Source organism: Sphingobium sp., from assembly GCF_041987595.1.
Taxonomy (GTDB): domain Bacteria; phylum Pseudomonadota; class Alphaproteobacteria; order Sphingomonadales; family Sphingomonadaceae; genus Sphingobium.
Genome location: NZ_JBHIWJ010000005.1, coordinates 46313 through 61161, shown reverse-complemented (window position 1 = coordinate 61161; position 14849 = coordinate 46313). Strand labels below are relative to the sequence as shown.

The 14849-nt window shown below is 62.5% G+C and carries 21 protein-coding genes; all 21 read left to right on the top strand.

Translation table 11 applies throughout. The features are described from left to right. Positions 1-116 precede the first annotated feature (116 nt). Entirely contained in the window at positions 117-593 is a 477-nt protein-coding gene (locus ACFC3J_RS02675; RefSeq protein ID WP_375194672.1) for a hypothetical protein, read from the top strand. Further along, on the top strand, positions 593-949 hold the full coding sequence (locus ACFC3J_RS02670; RefSeq protein WP_375194671.1) for a hypothetical protein: 357 nt from the start codon (positions 593-595) through the stop codon (positions 947-949). Before ACFC3J_RS02675 ends, ACFC3J_RS02670 begins: the two co-directional genes overlap by 1 nt. Then, the gene (locus ACFC3J_RS02665; protein WP_375194670.1) at positions 946-1134 is read left to right on the top strand and encodes a hypothetical protein; all 189 of its coding nucleotides are present in this window, start codon (positions 946-948) and stop codon (positions 1132-1134) included. The genes ACFC3J_RS02670 and ACFC3J_RS02665 overlap by 4 nt, the downstream gene beginning before the upstream one ends. A gap of 219 nt (positions 1135-1353) precedes the next feature. After that, positions 1354-1776, top strand: a complete 423-nt coding sequence (locus tag ACFC3J_RS02660; protein WP_375194669.1) for a hypothetical protein — start codon at positions 1354-1356, stop codon at positions 1774-1776. A gap of 8 nt (positions 1777-1784) precedes the next feature. Then, positions 1785-2741, top strand: a complete 957-nt coding sequence (locus ACFC3J_RS02655; protein WP_375194668.1) for a DUF2303 family protein — start codon at positions 1785-1787, stop codon at positions 2739-2741. A gap of 63 nt (positions 2742-2804) precedes the next feature. Continuing rightward, a complete protein-coding gene (locus tag ACFC3J_RS02650; protein ID WP_375194667.1) occupies positions 2805-3224 on the top strand; it encodes a hypothetical protein in 420 nt (139 codons plus the stop codon). After that, on the top strand, positions 3221-3406 hold the full coding sequence (locus ACFC3J_RS02645; RefSeq protein ID WP_375194666.1) for a hypothetical protein: 186 nt from the start codon (positions 3221-3223) through the stop codon (positions 3404-3406). The genes ACFC3J_RS02650 and ACFC3J_RS02645 overlap by 4 nt, the downstream gene beginning before the upstream one ends. Then, the gene (locus ACFC3J_RS02640) at positions 3403-4797 is read left to right on the top strand and encodes a replicative DNA helicase (protein ID WP_375194665.1); all 1395 of its coding nucleotides are present in this window, start codon (positions 3403-3405) and stop codon (positions 4795-4797) included. The genes ACFC3J_RS02645 and ACFC3J_RS02640 overlap by 4 nt, the downstream gene beginning before the upstream one ends. After that, positions 4794-5567, top strand: coding sequence for a DUF1376 domain-containing protein (locus ACFC3J_RS02635; protein ID WP_375194664.1), 774 nt, complete (start codon positions 4794-4796; stop codon positions 5565-5567). Before ACFC3J_RS02640 ends, ACFC3J_RS02635 begins: the two co-directional genes overlap by 4 nt. A 118-nt stretch (positions 5568-5685) precedes the next feature. After that, complete coding sequence (locus ACFC3J_RS02630) at positions 5686-6207, top strand: hypothetical protein (protein ID WP_375194663.1); 522 nt, start codon at positions 5686-5688, stop codon at positions 6205-6207. Further along, positions 6204-6413 (top strand): hypothetical protein, encoded by a 210-nt coding sequence (locus tag ACFC3J_RS02625; RefSeq protein WP_375194662.1) that lies wholly within the window; start codon positions 6204-6206, stop codon positions 6411-6413. The genes ACFC3J_RS02630 and ACFC3J_RS02625 overlap by 4 nt, the downstream gene beginning before the upstream one ends. Continuing rightward, the gene (locus ACFC3J_RS02620; protein WP_375194661.1) at positions 6410-6640 is read left to right on the top strand and encodes a hypothetical protein; all 231 of its coding nucleotides are present in this window, start codon (positions 6410-6412) and stop codon (positions 6638-6640) included. Before ACFC3J_RS02625 ends, ACFC3J_RS02620 begins: the two co-directional genes overlap by 4 nt. Further along, positions 6637-7131 (top strand): terminase small subunit, encoded by a 495-nt coding sequence (locus tag ACFC3J_RS02615; protein WP_375194660.1) that lies wholly within the window; start codon positions 6637-6639, stop codon positions 7129-7131. Before ACFC3J_RS02620 ends, ACFC3J_RS02615 begins: the two co-directional genes overlap by 4 nt. Beyond that, positions 7128-8537 carry a phage terminase large subunit gene (locus ACFC3J_RS02610; RefSeq protein ID WP_375194659.1) on the top strand — a complete coding sequence of 470 codons (1410 nt, stop codon included), beginning with the start codon at positions 7128-7130 and terminating at the stop codon, positions 8535-8537. The genes ACFC3J_RS02615 and ACFC3J_RS02610 overlap by 4 nt, the downstream gene beginning before the upstream one ends. 46 nt (positions 8538-8583) lie before the next feature. Further along, a complete protein-coding gene (locus ACFC3J_RS02605; RefSeq protein ID WP_375194658.1) occupies positions 8584-10134 on the top strand; it encodes a DUF1073 domain-containing protein in 1551 nt (516 codons plus the stop codon). Between the two features lie 13 nt (positions 10135-10147). Then, on the top strand, positions 10148-10996 hold the full coding sequence (locus ACFC3J_RS02600) for a phage minor head protein (RefSeq protein WP_375194657.1): 849 nt from the start codon (positions 10148-10150) through the stop codon (positions 10994-10996). A 106-nt stretch (positions 10997-11102) separates the two neighbouring features. Next, complete coding sequence (locus ACFC3J_RS02595) at positions 11103-11756, top strand: hypothetical protein (RefSeq protein WP_375194656.1); 654 nt, start codon at positions 11103-11105, stop codon at positions 11754-11756. Positions 11757-11789: 33 nt separating this feature from the next. Continuing rightward, the gene (locus tag ACFC3J_RS02590) at positions 11790-12905 is read left to right on the top strand and encodes a DUF2213 domain-containing protein (protein WP_375194655.1); all 1116 of its coding nucleotides are present in this window, start codon (positions 11790-11792) and stop codon (positions 12903-12905) included. Positions 12906-12916: 11 nt separating this feature from the next. Beyond that, positions 12917-13384 carry a hypothetical protein gene (locus tag ACFC3J_RS02585; protein WP_375194654.1) on the top strand — a complete coding sequence of 156 codons (468 nt, stop codon included), beginning with the start codon at positions 12917-12919 and terminating at the stop codon, positions 13382-13384. A 10-nt stretch (positions 13385-13394) separates the two neighbouring features. Beyond that, entirely contained in the window at positions 13395-14489 is a 1095-nt protein-coding gene (locus tag ACFC3J_RS02580; RefSeq protein WP_375194653.1) for a DUF2184 domain-containing protein, read from the top strand. An 11-nt stretch (positions 14490-14500) separates the two neighbouring features. Next, positions 14501-14815 (top strand): hypothetical protein, encoded by a 315-nt coding sequence (locus ACFC3J_RS02575; protein WP_375194652.1) that lies wholly within the window; start codon positions 14501-14503, stop codon positions 14813-14815. Positions 14816-14849: the final 34 nt, after the last annotated feature.

Sequence of the window (14849 nt, the reverse complement as noted above, 5' to 3'; positions counted from 1 at the left end):
TTCGACGCCCAGTTCTTCGATTTCCGCGAGCCCTCGCGGTCGCACGCAGCCGGGCACGGCCTGAATGATCGGCCCGGCTGCACTGATCTTGTCCCCTCTCATGAGGATGCATGTGCATGACGCACCGCAACAATTCTGTCCCAAGCGCAGCTATCGTTTCGGACGAACGTATCAGGGACGTCCTGCGCCGAGAATATGATCGCGCCGTCAATGTTGCTCGAACCACCACCCGCGCGAAGCTGGCCGAAGATAGCGGGCTGAACATCTACCAGATCGATGCGATAGTTTCCCGCGACGCGGCAAAGCAGCGCCGGATCACCGCTGCCGATGCGCTGTCTTTCTGCTGGGCCCTGGGCGATCATGCCGTCGGCGCGTTCATGGCGACCATCGGTTACGCGGTTCGCCCGCTAGATGGCGAGGAAGAGTTGCAGCCGACCGTCTTGGCGGCGAACGCCTTGGCCCATCTGTCTGTCATCGCGACCGCCGCTGCGGATGGACGCATTGACCACACGGAATTGCCGGCGTGCCGGGATGCTGCTGACCAGCTGATCGCGACCATCCTGCCGATCTCCAGCCACGGGGACGCGGCGTGATGGACGCAAAAGACTTCCGCGCCAAGCTGGTGAAGATCATGCCCGGCTATAGCTGGACCGTCCACCGGGCGGGAAAAGGCGCCACGAAGCTGACCGCCACCGGTACCCAGTCGAGCGGCTTCAACCGGCTATCTACGCTTGAGGTGACTTACTCCCGTACCGAGAAAGGCGACTGGTTTACAGCCCGATCGGCGGGCTTCGGCCTGCGCGCTCGCTGGCTGCACGAGAATGGTGACATCACCTTGGCCCGCGCCCTTCGCGGTCTTCAAGACCACTACCAGCAAATGGCCAACACCTATCGCGGCCATGCTCAGGCGCTCCAAGATGCACGCACTGTGCTGGAGGCCGCAGCATGAACAGCCCGACGCTCGAATCCTCCCTCGCCAGGGTCGCCGCTCGCGAAAAGCGCGCTGACGGTCATATCTCGCAGAACGACGCCATCAAGTCCGACCTGCTGACCGGCAAAGATCCGGTGCGCATCGCCGCTGACCGGGGCGTGCCGCTCGATGTCGTGCTCCGGATCAAGGGGTGGCTGCGGTGATCGGCGCCCTGCTCAACCGCTGGGCCGCCCGGCGCCTTTCCAATGCCGCTCAGACGAAGCGCCGCAATGAACGCGAGGTGGTGAAAGCGAGAGCCCGCCAGCTTTGCGAAGAAATGGGGCGGCCAGTCCCGCCATCCCTCTTGTGAATTCGCCGGGGCGAATGGGCCGCGCCCCGAGGGAAGCGAAGCACGGCCCCGACTAACGTCATGGAGAATATAGATGGATACCGTTGATCAGGAAACAGGCGAAATAATCGAGCAACGAGCCGCCGATGGCGGACGACGTTACCCAGCCGCATCTACCCTCTGCGATCTCATCCTGATGCTTAAGGACGGGCAGTTTAATGCGGACAGCTCTGAGCCGTTACGTGAATTCGCCACCAAGCTCGAAGCGGTCGGCATCGACACCGGCAAGAAGGCGAAGGGCAAGATCACACTCACCATCGAGGTCGATTACGACCACGACCGGGAATTCTCGGTACTGACGCCCAGCTTGGCGTTCAAGCTGCCCGTCGAGAAGCACGGCGCTACCGTTGCCTGGTTCACCAGCGATGGCCGCATGAGCCCGAATAAGCCGAACCAAGGAAATCTGTTCGGCACCATCCGCGAAATCAACACTGAAGCCCGCGTTGTGCGCGGCTGATTGGGGGCATGAACATGACAAACGCAAATACAGTTGCTGACCGCACCGGTGAGCTAATGGAAGCCGCCTTTTCGGTCGCTGAAGATCACATCAAGGCCCAGCCCGTTGAACTGATTGACCCGCGCGACGGCACGAAAGCCCATTTTGCCCTGTCCCACGCCGGTCTCGCGCCGGTTGAACCGAGCGCATGGGATGCCTTTCGCCCGTTCCCGCTCCATCGCAGCGGCACGGTGGCGCTGACACAACTACAATCGTTCATCGACCTCGTAAATCGGTTCAAATTTACGCATTCCGCCATCTTCGCCAGCGACGATTTTGCCCGGCCGTCGCTGACGGCGATCTTCGATTACCATCCGGATAATGCCGAGGTAGACGGGGAAGGATCGGTGAATGCCGCGCAGGCCCGGCGTCACAAGGCGAGCTATACGTTTCCGCTCTCCAAGGAATGGCAGGCTTGGATCGGCGGCAACGCAAAGCCGATGGGGATGGTCGATTTCGCTAGGTTCATCGAAGACAACATCGTGGACGTCTCCGCCGATCCTGTAGAGTCCTTCGCCAAAGCCTCACAGGACTTCGTGAGCGCCAATCGCGGTTCACTCGCGACACCATCGAAACTGGTCGAGATCTCCCGCGGGCTTCAGGTCTATGAGCGGGCCGTAATCAAGGAAGCGAAGAACCTGTCGACGGGCGAAGCGCAATTCACTTTCGACAGCGAACACACGGACGGCGACGGCAAGCCCCTGACCCTACCCACGATGTTCTCCATCACCATCCCTGTCTTTGCCCGGTCGACCGAAGTGTTCCGCCTGATCGCGCGCTTTCGCTACCGCAAGACCAGCGAGGGGCTGTTGTTCTGGTATGAACTGTGGCGTCCGGACCTGACCTTCGAAACAGCGTTCAATGAGGCACTTGAAGAGGTGCGCAGCAAAACCAGCCTCCCGATCTTCGTTGGCGCGCCAGAGTAAGCACGCTGGCTTCACCGGACCCCGGCCATGTGCCGGGGCGAGGATGAATTCAGTGAGTGCTACATGAAAACCCCGGCCGTCCTTGTCCGCCTGATGCAATACACCTCGCTGTCCCGGCGCCTGCGCCTCGGACCCGAGGACCATATGGCCGTGCAGTTCGCCAACGGTCTCCGCGCCCACGCGCTGGAGGGCCGGTTGCGCGCTGTCTTCTGCCATGTGCCTAACGAATTGGCTGGGTCGGCGCGCGCTACCCCGGCCGCCGCGATCGCGCGCGCCGCAGGGCTGATCACTGGCGCGAGTGACTATCTGTTCCTCTGGGACGGCGGCTCCGGGGTGCTGGAGGCCAAGAGCAAAACGGGATCACTCACGCCCGCACAGAAGGATTGGCGCGATTGGTGCCAACTGCACGGCGTCCGCCATGCCGTTTTCCGCTCAGTCGAGGAAGGCGAGGCGAGTCTCCGCGCCTGGGGGGTGTTGCAATGACCAACGTCGTCCGCCTTTACACACCCACGGAGGTCGATCGCCTCTGGGACGAATATGCCGAGCTGGCCCGCGCCCTGCGCGTCCGGCCGGATTTGGCCGACGATCGCCAGCACAACGAGGCGATGATCCGCGCCCACAGCCGCTTTGCTAAAGCATTCAGTGCGCTGGAGGGCGGTCTGTGATCGAAAGCCAGAAGATCGAAGCCGTGAAGAATGTTGAGAGCGAGGCCGCCATCATCGGCGCGCTCATGATGGAGAACAAGCTGATCGACCGCGTGGCCGACCGCCTGTCCGCCGAAGATTTCTCCGAGGCCCTGTTCGGGCGCATCTATTCCGTCATCGTGCGCGAGGCTTCGCTTGGCCGCGCTGCAAACCCCGTCACGCTGAAGCCCTATCTGGACGAAGATCCCGCGCTCCAGGAATTGGGCGGTGTCGGATACCTGGCCCAGCTGACGGGCAATGGCCTCGCCATGCTCGCGCTCGAAACCAGCGTGCAGCAGGTCATCGACATGGCGCGCCGGCGCAAGCTGATCGACGGGCTGACCGAAGCGGCCGCGCTCGCCGCCAGCATGGACGCGACCAACGAAGAAGTGGTCGCCATCGCCGACGCCGCGCTGTCCAGCATGAGCGAAACACAGGATGGCGTGGTGCAGATCAGCGCGGCCAAGGCGTTCGATGAAATGATCGCCGGCTATGACGAGCCGACCAACGGCGTCACCAGCGGCGGCCAGATCGATTGCCTTGACGAGGTGCTGGGGCCGATCAAGCCGCACCATCTCGACGTCCTCGCCGGCCGCCCCGGCATGGGCAAGACATCCGCAGCGCTGTCCTATGCCACTGGCGCCGCCAGTGCCGGGCATGGCGTCCTGTTCGTCAGCCTGGAAATGAACCGCCGCGAACTGATGCAGCGCGCGACCAGCGACGTGATCTTCGATGGCCGGTCTGGCATTCCCTATGAAGCGATCCGCGATGGCCGGTTCACCTCCGACAATGCCAGGCGCCGTGTTTATGAGGCGGGCCGCGTGTTCCGCGACATGCCGCTACATCTGGTCGACGCCTCGTCGCTGACCATCGGCCGCCTCAACATGATCGTGCGCCGCTACAAGCGCCGCATGGAAGCCGCCGGGCAGAAGCTCGAACTGGTGATGGTCGATTATCTCCAGCTGCTGCGCCCCGATTTCCGCACCGACAACATGAACCTTGCCGTCTCGGAGGTATCGCGCGGGCTGAAGGCCATCGCCAAGCAATATGATGTCGGCGTCCTCGCCCTCGCCCAGCTCAATCGCAGTGTCGAGAGCCGGACCGACAAGCGCCCAATGCTCTCCGACCTGCGCGACAGCGGGCAGATAGAGCAGGATGCCGATGCCGTCGTGTTCCTGTACCGCGACGAATATTATCTGCGCCAGGGCAAGCCGTCCGAGACGGACCCGAAATTCATCGATTGGCAAGCTGCGCTCGACCGCTGCGAAGGCCAGATCGACTTCATCGTTGCCAAGCGCCGAAACGGTCCCGGCGGTGCCGCTACGGGCCGGTTCTTTGGCGCCTATCAGGCCGTGCGAGGTGCCATCCAATGAGCGCCCAGCACTGGCACAAGCGCTATCACAGCGACGCCCTCACGGGCTTCATGTCGCTCACCCTGGAGGAGCGCGGCGCGTATCAGACCATTCTCGACCTGATCTATGATCGCGGCGGCCCAATCGTGAGCAATGACCGGTTGCTGGCAGGCTATATGGGCGTGTCTCTGCGCAAGTGGGCCGCCCTTCGCGATACCCTCGTTTCCAAGGGAAAGATCGCGGTCGAGGGCGGCCATATCACCAATGAACGGGCCATTTTCGAGATAAAAAAATCGCTGAAAACGAGCCGAATTTGCGCTGAAAACGGTTCGGAAGGCGGACGTAAATCTAGCGAAAACCGAAAAAAATCCAATGAAAACAAAGAAACGGATCAAGCCGGGCTAGAGCGAGGCTCAAGCCATACCAGATACCAGATACCAGAAGAAGCTAACGCTTCTAGCGCGGGCGCGCGTGCGAGAGAGGTTCAAGACCTGATGCTCGACCTGTGCCGGACCGCCAGAATTGAGCCGCCTGATCCAGGTCGCAATTTCGACAAGCATCAAACCGCGCTCTCGATTGTCGGGGAATGGTTAGAGGCTGGTGCCGACCCAGCCATGATCAGGGAACTGGTGACCAAACGTTGCGCCGCCCTGCGCACGTCGCCCCGGTCGCTGGGTTTCTTCGACATCCCGGTTCGCGAAGAACTGGAACGCCGCAAGTCCGCTGCCTCCGCGCTGAGCGAGGCCACCGGATCGATCATTGACCGGGTGCTCGGGAGGTCCGCCGCATGAAGCCGAAGATCAAGGAAATCGCCTGCCTCTGCGGCGCCCGCGAACGCGACACCGGACAGGAGCGCCCTCGCAAGTGCTGGGGATGTGGAAAGCCAAATGGAATGGGGGAATGGGACAAGTGAACGCCGTAACCGTCATCGAAGCCGCCCCGGTCGCGCCGACCTTCAACGCCTGGGTCGACACCGGCCGCGCCCTCGCCGCGCGTCGCCGTGATGTCGATTGGGCGCTGGCCGACTGGATGATCGATGGCCGGTCGCAGGGATTCCTCGACCAGACCAGTTTCGACTTCCTGTCCGAGAATCTCGGCATCGCCCCGAAGCGCCTGAAGGACATCACCAAGGCCGCGACCGCCTTCCCCGCGCACCTCCGCGACAAGGCCCTGACGATCGAGCATCACGCCGCGGCTGCTGCCCTGCCCGGTCAGGAAGCGCTGGAGCTGCTGCATGTCGCCAAGGATCGGCACTGGACCCCGGAGCAGACCAGGCACGAGGCGATGAAGTCCCGTCCCCGCGATGAGCGCCAGGTCGAGGATAGCCCGCTGGAGAGCTTCCTCCGGCACTGGAACCGCCTTCCCCGCTCGGTTCGCTTCGAGGCGGCGGAAATGATCGCAGACAGCCATGGAGACGAAATCGAGCCATGATCAAGGCCAAGCCTTTCGAACCGGCCCCCGAGGGCTTCCCCTTTCGCTTCGTCAAGGACGGGTGGCGCGGTGTCGAGCGCTATTACGGCGGGCGCACGGCGCGCAACAAGCGCTGGCTGAAGGAATGCGGCCAGGACCGGCTGATCGCACTTCGGCAGCGGTACATGAAGGGCGACACGACTGCGTTGGACGAGGTGCGGGTATGACCGTCGACATCTCCGACCATGCCGTCATCCGCTACCTAGAACGGGTGAAGGGCGTCGATATAGCTGCGTTGCGTGCCGAGATGCGCAGCCCTGCCCTCGCTGTGGCCGATGAGTTCGGATGCAAGGTCGTGATCGGGAAAAATGGGGAGCGGATGATAATCCAGAACGGCGTCGTGGTGACGGTGCTGGGGAAGAGCCGGACCGTGGGGAGGACGATTGCGCGATGACCCCGAAGCAACAGCGCTTTGTCGAGGAATATCTCATCGACCTGAATGCCACCCAAGCGGCGATCAGGGCGGGCTACAGCGCAAGGACGGCAAACGAGCAAGGTGCAAGGCTGTTAGCGAATGTTAGCGTCCGTAGTGCCATTGCTGACGCCAAGACGAAGCGATCGGAGGAAACTCAGGTAAATGCGGCTTGGTTGCTCGCTCGGCTCGCGCAGGAAAGCGTAGCCGACCTTGCCGACCTGTACGACGAACGGGGCAACGTGAAGCCGGTCAAGGACTGGCCGCTGATCTGGCGCCAAGGTCTGGTAGCTGGCATCGAAGTCGAGACGATCGGCGCGGGAGCGGGCGTCGTCACCAAGCTCAAGATCAGCGACCGGATCAAACGGCTCGAGCTGATCGGCAAGCACATCGATGTCCAGGCCTTCAAGGAGAAGGTCGAGCATACTGGCGCGATGACGCTGGTGATCGACAGCAAGGACGCTGCCCTTTGAGCCCAGCGGTTGGATTTGCTGACGAAATCTCTGCTGAGCGTCCTGTTGGCATAGGGCACAATGGCGGCCCGGCGATTGCCAAGCTAACCCCCAAGCAGGAAGAGGCGCGCGACCTCCTCGCCTCCCCTGCCCGCAACATCATGCTCCGCGGCGGTTCGCGCTCGGGCAAGACCTTCCTCCTGTGCCGCGCCATCGTCCAGCGTGCCATCAATGCACCCGGCTCCCGGCACGCGATTTTTCGGTTCCGTTTCAACCACGCCAAGACCAGCATCTGGGCCGACACGCTGCCCAAGGTGCTGAAGTTATGCTTCCCCGCGCTGCGCGTCCGGTTCGACAAGACCGATTTTTACGTCGAGCTTCCCAATGGCTCGCAGATCTGGATAGCGGGTCTGGATGACAAGGAACGGGTCGAGAAGATCCTCGGCGCGGAATATGTGACGCTCTACTTCAACGAGTCCTCACAGATCCCGTGGGGTTCGGTCGAGATGGCTATGTCCCGTCTCGCCCAGAAATGCGAACTTGCGCCCGAGATCGCCGCCGCGACCGGGCGGACGCACCTCGCGCTGAAGGCCTATTTCGACTGCAACCCGCCGAGCAAGCTGCACTGGTCATTCCAACTGTTCCGGCAGAAGATGAAACCAGGCACGAAAGAGGCGGTGCCGAACCCCGACGATTATGTCGAGATGAAAGTCAATCCGTCGGACAATGCGGATAACCTGCCGGCCGAATATTTCGAGGTGCTGGCATCCATGTCGGCGGCCAAGCGGCTGCGCTTCGAGGCCGGGGAATGGGCTAGCGAGGTCAATGGCGCGCTGTGGACGCTGGAGGATCGGAAAGCGCCGGACGATCGCGTGATTCCCGGCATCGACAGCCTCCGCATCACGGAGGATCAGAAGCCGCAGATGCAGCGTATCGTGGTCGCGGTCGATCCTTCGGGAACGAAGGGCGATGGGACAGGCGATGACATCGGCATCGTTGTGGCAGGTAAGGGCATCGATGGGCGCGCCTATGTGCTGGAAGATGCGACCTGTCAGCTATCGCCAGATGGCTGGGGGCGGCGCGCTGTCGAGATGTATCGGCGCTGGCAGGCTGATCGGGTGATCGGCGAGCGGAACTATGGCGGGGCCATGGTCGCGTTCGTGATCAAGACGGCTGACCAGTCCGTGCCCTACAAGGAGGTTACAGCGAGCCGGGGTAAGGTAGTGCGCGCAGAGCCGATCGCCGCGCTCTATGAGCAGGGCAAGGTCAGTCATGTCGGGACGTTCCCCGATATGGAGGATCAGATGTGCAATTTCACATCATCGGGGTTTGTAGGCGAGGGATCGCCTGACCGGGCCGATGCGATGGTGTGGGCGCTGACCGAGCTGATGCTGGAGGGCGCCGATCCTTGGGCATCTGCTCTCTAGGCTGGCGTCCGTAGCATTCGCCGGCCGATCCCCGCAGCGTCCGACCATGGCCCATCTGCTCGACCACCGCGGCAACCCCATCCAATCTGCCGCGCGCAGCAATGTCGTGCCGATCACGCGCGACGGCCTCGCGGGCCTTGTCAATGCCGCGACCGGCGCCGGGACCAGCATAGACCGCAGCGTCTGGGACAACTGGTATTTCGTGCCGATGTCGCCGCAGGAGATCATCTCCGGCTATCGGGCCAACTGGTTGCTGGGCAAAATCGTGGATATCCCAGCTGAAGACATGGTGCGCGAGTGGCGCGAGTGGCAGGCGGACGAAGGGCAGATCGAAGCCCTGGAGGAGGCTGAGCGCAATTTCGGGATCGTCGGAAAGGTGCAGGAGGGCATCTCCTACGGACGCCTCGGCGGTGGCGCTATGTTGCTTGGATATGGCGATGCGAACCCGGAGAATCCTGCGCCAAAAGCGACCAAGGATAGCCTGAAATATGCGCACGTCTTCAATCGCTGGGAACTGACGGTCGAGGAGGAGGAGCGCGACGTTAACTCGCCTTGGTTTGGCCAGCCCAGGTTCTTCCGCATCAACGGCACGGTCGGCCAACCTCGCATCCACCCCTCGCGCATGGTCGTTTTCAAGGGTGCGCGGGTCCCGCGTTTTCCCGGTGTGACATGGGAGGATTATTTCTGGGGTGATAGCGTCCTGACCCGGGTGGACCGGGCCGTGAAGAACGCGATCAAGGCCAATGACGGATTTGCGCGCCTCATCGACGAGGCGAAGATTGACATCTACCGGCTGTCGGGCTTCATGCAAAACCTCATCAGCAATGAGGACGCGGTTCGCAAGCGGGTGCAATATACCGACGCAGGCAAATCGTCCCTCCGCGGCGTCTATCTCGACAAGGACGACGAATTCACGCAGCGCCAGCTTTCGCTCACAGGCATGCCCGAGATGATCGAATCGCTGCTATCGGTCGTCGCCGGTGCCGCCGACATTCCTGCCACGCGCCTGCTCGGTCGCGCTCCGCAGGGTATGAACAGCACCGGCGATCACGACGAGCAGAATTATCATACAATGATCCGCAGCAAGCAGCGGCTTTACCTGTCGCCCGCCGTCGATCTTATCGATAGCGCATTGATCCCCTCTGCGCTCGGAACCCGCCCGAAGGAAGTCAGCTACAAGTGGGCGCCGCTCTCCCTGCCTTCCGAGAAGGAGCAGGCCGAGACGAACAAGATCAAGGCCGAGACGATCAAAATCTACGTCGACGCGGCCCTGCTGCCGTCGAGTGCGATCGAGAAGGCGACGCAATCCATGCTGTCGGACGACCAGTGGCTGCCAGGTCTGGATAAGGCGCTGGAGGAGGCTGCCAAGGCGGGAGAACTTCCGGGCGACGGCAACGAAACCGAGCTGGGCATTGTGCCGGTCGGATCGGAAGGAGGTGATCGGACATCTGCCGGCGGCGGGGGAACCCCCGTAAATTCCTCCGCCCGCCGTGCTGCGAATGATGCGGCGCTTTTTGACAGCATTGAGGCCGCGACAGGTGCGGACCGTGCCCTGATTGAAAGCATTTTCTCGATGATCCCGCGCGCCTCTGATTAATTGGCTGCGGCTGATGCCCTACTCCCTCCCTACCCTCGCCCGCCGCGCCGGAAAGCGTCGCAACATCACCCTGCGCCCGATCATCCCGACGCAGGCCCAGGCCACCGACCTCGCCAACATCTATGCCCCCGCCTGGCGCATCTGGGCCGATAGCGTCGACCGCATCCTCGCCGGGTACGATCCGCAGACCCTACCCACCGCCGACGCACTGACGATCGATACCGCTGACCATGTGCAGACCGCGATCAACGGCGTGGCGAATGAGTTCCTCATCATCCTGACGGCGCGGATCACGCCTGCGCTGCAACGATGGCTGATTTCTGCTGAGCGAGTGCATAGATCGAAGTGGTCAGCAGCCATCCGCGCGGGCGTGGGGGTCGATTTGGAAATGATGCTGTCCGCGCAGCCGGTGGAAGAAACCTTGTCGGCATGGATGGCCCGCAACACCGCCTTGGTGAAGAACATTTCGGATCAGGCCCAGTCCAGAATATCAGATGCGGTCTTTCGGGGATATCAGCAGCGCACGCCCGTTCGCGAGATGGCGAAAGAGATCAGCGGATATACCGGCATGGGTCGTGACCGGGCCTTGCGGGTGGCGAGCGACCAATCGTCAAAGCTGAGCAGTGCGCTCGACAAGGAGCGGCAGGCTGAAGCTGGCCTATCCGAATACAAATATCGCCATGGTGGAAAACTTCATGCTCGGCCGTGGCATAAGAAGCGCGACGGCCACATTTTCACGCTGCGCACCGACAAGGAAGTGGATGGGGGCGAGCAGATCGAACCGGGGGATGGGCCAGGGGAGCCGCCCTTCTGTTCGTGCCGCCGACAGGCCTATATTCGACTGCTTGATGAGATCGAATAACTAGGTTTTTCAGCGAGTCGGTGGTATATTTGACGAGCCGCAGCAGGACTGGAACTCCCGCCACGGCTCTAACCATAATCGCATTGGAGGTGCGGCAATGGCTCGTATGAGCATAGAGGAATTGTTGCGCGGGGAAACCCGCTTTGGGATGTTCACCGTGCTCGGTGAGGGTGATCCAATCATCACGAAATCTCACCCTTTGCGGTGCGCCAAGGTGCAATGTGACTGCGGCAACATCCGGCATGTCCAGCCTGCAAAGCTGCGCAGTGGGCGGCATTTGAGCTGCGGCTGCGTATCTGGCGAGATGAGCCGCCAGCGGTTCACGAAGCACGGTGGGTCTGGAACACCCGAATATTCCAGTTGGAAGGCTATGCACGAGCGCTGCTACAACCCGGCGCATCGGTCGTTTGGCCGCTATGGCGGAGCGGGTATCACCGTTTGTCCACAATGGCATGGATCTGAGGGTTTCAATCGCTTCGTCCGCGACATGGGGCCGCGACCGAAAGGCACCACGATTGATCGCATTCGTGGAGACGAGGGATATTCACCTTCCAACTGCCGCTGGGCAACAGCAAAAGAGCAGCAGACCAACCTGTCATCGAACGTTATGTTGACCCACGACGGAAAGACAATGACGCAGAAGGATTGGGCGCTACATCTGGGAATGAGCAAGAACGCGGTGTCGGAGCGCTTGCGGAAAGGGTGGAGTATAGAGGCTGCACTGACGACGCCTGCTCATGGGAACCTCTGGCGTCCGTAGAACCCCTTTCCCGCGATGGGGCAAACCAGCCCCATGCTTTTTGCCGACGCTCTCACGCTCGACGCCCCCCGCCGCACGCAGGACGGCTATATGGCCGTGCGTGCCAAGGCGGCCAGGACGGGAACCTACGCCTATCTCGGCAGCGAGATCGACCCGCAGAACGCCCACGGCCTTCGTGATGCTGGGCTGGTCCATGTCCTGCGCGATGACGCCGCCGTGTTCGACAGCAAGTCGGCCCACAGCTTCATCGGCAAGCCGATCACGGACAATCACCCGAAAGAGGCCGTGAACGCGGCAAACTGGCGGGATCATGCCCGCGGCGTCGTCATGGGCGCGATGCGAGATGGCGAATATCTCGCCTTTGATCTCCTGCTGACCGATGGCGATACCATAACCGCCGTCGATGCGGGCAAGCGCGAACTGTCCAACGGCTATGCGGCCGATCTCCAGTTCGGCGACTTCACCGGTCCCGGCGGCGTGAAGTGCGTCGCCAAGCAGGTTTCCATCACCGGCAACCATGTCGCCATCGTCGACAAGGGCCGTGCGGGCGCTTCCTGCGCCATTACCGATTCCGTCGCGCTCTGCGACGCGAACCCGGCGGCAATAGCCGCTTTCACACCTCCCCACGGAGACAAAACCATGAAGACCCTGACGATCGACGGGCTGAAAGTCCCGAACGTCTCCGATGAAGCGGAGGCGGCAATTGTGAAGTTGCAGGCCGACAGTGCAAAGCTGACCACGGACCTGAGCGCCAGCCAGGCCAAGGTCGCGGAACTGACGACCGGCCTCGCCACCAAGGATGCGGAAATCGCCACGCTCAAGCAGCAGGTGGCCGATGCCGCGATCACCCCGGCCAAGCTGCGCGACGCTGCGAAGGGCTATGCCATCGTCTGCGACAAGGCGAAGGCGCTTGGTGTCCAGATCGCACAGGATGCCGATGAAGCGGCGATCCGGCGCGCTGTCGTCGATGCCAAGCTTGGCGATGCGGCGAAGGGATGGACCGACGATCAGGTTTCGATCTCGTTCGACACGCTGACCGTTGATGCGAAGCCCACCGATCCGCTGCGCACCGCCCTGACCGATGGTCTGCGCCAGCCGGTCAATGACGCTGCTGTCGTCTCCACCCTGCGCGCTGCGCGTTACTCGTAAGGGGCTGATCCATGTCTGTTTTGCAGAGCAACTTCACCGAGACCGTCGCCAAGGGCTATGCCGGTATGGTCGCCAATGGCGAAACCTCGAACCGTATCACGCGGACTGTCGAGGACGCGGCCGGCATCGCCTTCGGCAAGCCGGTCTATCGTGGGTCGGGCGATCACGGCTGCACCGGCACTGTCGGCACGCTGGCCACCTTTCTTGGCTGGGCCATCGCCACCTCCGCGCTCGCTATTCCGGCCGGCGCTGATGCCGACGAATATCAGCAGTATGACAATGCTGCGATCCTGACCGGCGGCGCGATCTATGTCGACGTCAAGGGCGCCGTTGCTGACGGCGCGGCCATCACCGTGGGCACCGGCGGCGGCGCGGCCGACCTGATCGGTTCGACTGCTGCCGACGCGACCCACATCGCAACCGGCTGGGTCGCTGACGAAACCGTCACGGACGGCGTGTGCCGCATCGTGAAGCGCTAAGGGGGCAAATATGAACGCCATTTCTCACTTTTTCGACGCCGCCGCCGGTCGCATCACGGACCCGATCTTGTTCCTGGCCGCCGATGCCGCGGTCAAGAATCAGGTCATCAGCCTGTGGGCCGCCGACAATGCGCGCCACGCCGCGACCTTCGCCGATCGCATCGATGCTTTTCTCTCGGACGCCCAGGTCGGTTACGCCTTCCTGACGCCCCAGCTGTACCGCATCGAAGCCGAAGTCTACATGACGAAGTATCCGAGCTTCGACATCACCCGCTTCATGAGCGTGGATAGCTCGGGCGACATGTGGGATGTCGGCACGCTGGTCTATTCCATGGATCAGGTCGGCCAGGCCGAGTTCCTGGCAGGCGGCGCCTTCGACATGCCCTATGCATCGACCAAGATGGCGCAGGCCACCCGCAACTTCCATCTGGCCGGCATCGGCTATGAATGGAACACGCAGGAGATGCAGCGCGCCGCCAAGTTGGGCCGCTCGCTGTCGTCGGACAAGGCGCTGGCTGCCGGCCTCGCCGCCGATCGCTTCATCTATGGCATCGCCATGTTGGGCAAGACGCCGCGTGGTGACGCGGAAAAGGGCTGGACCGGCTTCGTCAATGACGCGAACGTGCCGAGCGCACAGGTCGCCAATGACGGCACCGGCCCGTCCCGTCTGTGGTCGGCAAAGACCCCGGATCAGATCCTTCGCGACATCAACGAGGCGATCACCGCGGTCGAAACCGGATCGGGCGAAACGATGGTGGCCGATACGCTGGTTCTCCCGACCAGCAGCTACAATTACATCGCCACGACCCGCGTGACCGATACCGGCGCGACGATCCTCTCATTCCTCCAGGCCAACAATGCGGCTGGTGAAAGCCTCCGCATCATCAAGAGCCGGGCTCTGGAGACCGCCGGGACCGGCAGCACCAAGCGCCTCGTCGCCTATGCCAACAATTCGCAGGTGCTGAAATTCCACCTGCCCGGCCCGCACCAGTTCCTGCCCGCCTTCCAGAAGGGCAGCATGGTCTATGAGGTCGGCGGCATCATGAATGTCGGTGGCACTGAGGTTCGCCTGCCCAAGGGCATGGTGTACCGCGACAGCTTCTGAGAAGATCGGACATGGCAAAGGTCAAGAACATCTCCACCGGCCCGCGCGGCGCCTATCTGGGCGGCGCGCTGGTCATGGCGGAAGCCGGTCAGGTCATCGAGGCCGACGATTTCGCGGAGGAATGGTTCAAGCAGGAAGGCGAGGACGAGGGTGGCAAGGAACCGGGCCCGCTCGACGGCAGCGTCCCCGAGCTGACCGCCTACCTCGAAGGCGTCACCGACGCGGACGAGGTGCAGAAGCTGATCGACGCGGAGACGGGCGGCAAGTCGCGCAAGGGCGCGCTTGAGGCTCTGGAAGCTCGCCGCGACGCTCTGCTCGCTGAATAACCTCGGGTCGCTCTGGGGGGTGACGGGCCGCTGC

Coding starts and splice junctions, on each gene's coding strand:
- ACFC3J_RS02645 (WP_375194666.1), top strand. CDS start 3,221: ATGACCAACGTCGTCCGCCTTTACACACCCACGGAGGTCGATCGCCTC.
- ACFC3J_RS02575 (WP_375194652.1), top strand. CDS start 14,501: ATGGCAAAGGTCAAGAACATCTCCACCGGCCCGCGCGGCGCCTATCTG.
- ACFC3J_RS02675 (WP_375194672.1), top strand. CDS start 117: ATGACGCACCGCAACAATTCTGTCCCAAGCGCAGCTATCGTTTCGGAC.
- ACFC3J_RS02665 (WP_375194670.1), top strand. CDS start 946: ATGAACAGCCCGACGCTCGAATCCTCCCTCGCCAGGGTCGCCGCTCGC.
- ACFC3J_RS02595 (WP_375194656.1), top strand. CDS start 11,103: ATGAGCATAGAGGAATTGTTGCGCGGGGAAACCCGCTTTGGGATGTTC.
- ACFC3J_RS02620 (WP_375194661.1), top strand. CDS start 6,410: ATGACCGTCGACATCTCCGACCATGCCGTCATCCGCTACCTAGAACGG.
- ACFC3J_RS02670 (WP_375194671.1), top strand. CDS start 593: ATGGACGCAAAAGACTTCCGCGCCAAGCTGGTGAAGATCATGCCCGGC.
- ACFC3J_RS02580 (WP_375194653.1), top strand. CDS start 13,395: ATGAACGCCATTTCTCACTTTTTCGACGCCGCCGCCGGTCGCATCACG.
- ACFC3J_RS02600 (WP_375194657.1), top strand. CDS start 10,148: ATGCCCTACTCCCTCCCTACCCTCGCCCGCCGCGCCGGAAAGCGTCGC.
- ACFC3J_RS02590 (WP_375194655.1), top strand. CDS start 11,790: ATGCTTTTTGCCGACGCTCTCACGCTCGACGCCCCCCGCCGCACGCAG.
- ACFC3J_RS02615 (WP_375194660.1), top strand. CDS start 6,637: ATGACCCCGAAGCAACAGCGCTTTGTCGAGGAATATCTCATCGACCTG.
- ACFC3J_RS02650 (WP_375194667.1), top strand. CDS start 2,805: ATGAAAACCCCGGCCGTCCTTGTCCGCCTGATGCAATACACCTCGCTG.
- ACFC3J_RS02635 (WP_375194664.1), top strand. CDS start 4,794: ATGAGCGCCCAGCACTGGCACAAGCGCTATCACAGCGACGCCCTCACG.
- ACFC3J_RS02585 (WP_375194654.1), top strand. CDS start 12,917: ATGTCTGTTTTGCAGAGCAACTTCACCGAGACCGTCGCCAAGGGCTAT.
- ACFC3J_RS02625 (WP_375194662.1), top strand. CDS start 6,204: ATGATCAAGGCCAAGCCTTTCGAACCGGCCCCCGAGGGCTTCCCCTTT.
- ACFC3J_RS02655 (WP_375194668.1), top strand. CDS start 1,785: ATGAACATGACAAACGCAAATACAGTTGCTGACCGCACCGGTGAGCTA.
- ACFC3J_RS02605 (WP_375194658.1), top strand. CDS start 8,584: ATGGCCCATCTGCTCGACCACCGCGGCAACCCCATCCAATCTGCCGCG.
- ACFC3J_RS02660 (WP_375194669.1), top strand. CDS start 1,354: ATGGATACCGTTGATCAGGAAACAGGCGAAATAATCGAGCAACGAGCC.